Source organism: Massilibacterium senegalense (assembly GCF_001375675.1).
GTDB lineage: Bacteria > Bacillota > Bacilli > Bacillales > Massilibacteriaceae > Massilibacterium > Massilibacterium senegalense.
This window is the reverse complement of record NZ_LN831778.1, coordinates 1-953: the sequence shown is the minus strand read 5'-3', so window position 1 is coordinate 953 and position 953 is coordinate 1. Positions and strand designations below refer to the sequence as shown.

At 53.0% G+C, this 953-nt stretch carries 1 rRNA gene; it reads right to left on the bottom strand.

The annotated features are described in order from the left end of the window. Positions 1-58: 58 nt before the first annotated feature. Positions 59-953, bottom strand: a 16S ribosomal RNA gene (locus tag BN1372_RS00010); the annotation flags it as partial.

The following is a 953-nucleotide window of genomic DNA, read 5'->3' as shown; positions in this document are numbered from 1 at the left end:
CAATCTAAAGATTGAAAATGTTTTTGTAAAAGAGCGATGCTCTTTGTATATTCCTTAGAAAGGAGGTGATCCAGCCGCACCTTCCGATACGGCTACCTTGTTACGACTTCACCCCAATCATCTACCCCACCTTCGGCGGCTGGTTCCAAAAGGTTACCTCACCGACTTCGGGTGTTGCAAACTCTCGTGGTGTGACGGGCGGTGTGTACAAGGCCCGGGAACGTATTCACCGCAGCATGCTGATCTGCGATTACTAGCGATTCCGACTTCATGCAGGCGAGTTGCAGCCTGCAATCCGAACTGAGAGTGACTTTATGGGATTAGCTCCGCCTTGCGACTTCGCGACCCTTTGTATCACCCATTGTAGCACGTGTGTAGCCCAAGTCATAAGGGGCATGATGATTTGACGTCATCCCCACCTTCCTCCGGTTTGTCACCGGCAGTCACCTTAGAGTGCCCAACTAAATGCTGGCAACTAAGATCAAGGGTTGCGCTCGTTGCGGGACTTAACCCAACATCTCACGACACGAGCTGACGACAACCATGCACCACCTGTCACCTTGTCCCCCGAAGGGGAAAACTCTATCTCTAGAGCGTGCAAGGGATGTCAAGACTTGGTAAGGTTCTTCGCGTTGCTTCGAATTAAACCACATGCTCCACCGCTTGTGCGGGCCCCCGTCAATTCCTTTGAGTTTCAGTCTTGCGACCGTACTCCCCAGGCGGAGTGCTTAGTGCGTTAGCGACAGCACCGAGGGTTGGACCCCCCGACACCTAGCACTCATCGTTTACAGCGTGGACTACCAGGGTATCTAATCCTGTTCGCTCCCCACGCTTTCGCGCCTCAGCGTCAGTTGCAGACCAGAGAGTCGCCTTCGCCACTGGTGTTCCTCCATATCTCTACGCATTTCACCGCTACACATGGAATTCCACTCTCCTCTTCTGCACTCAAGCTT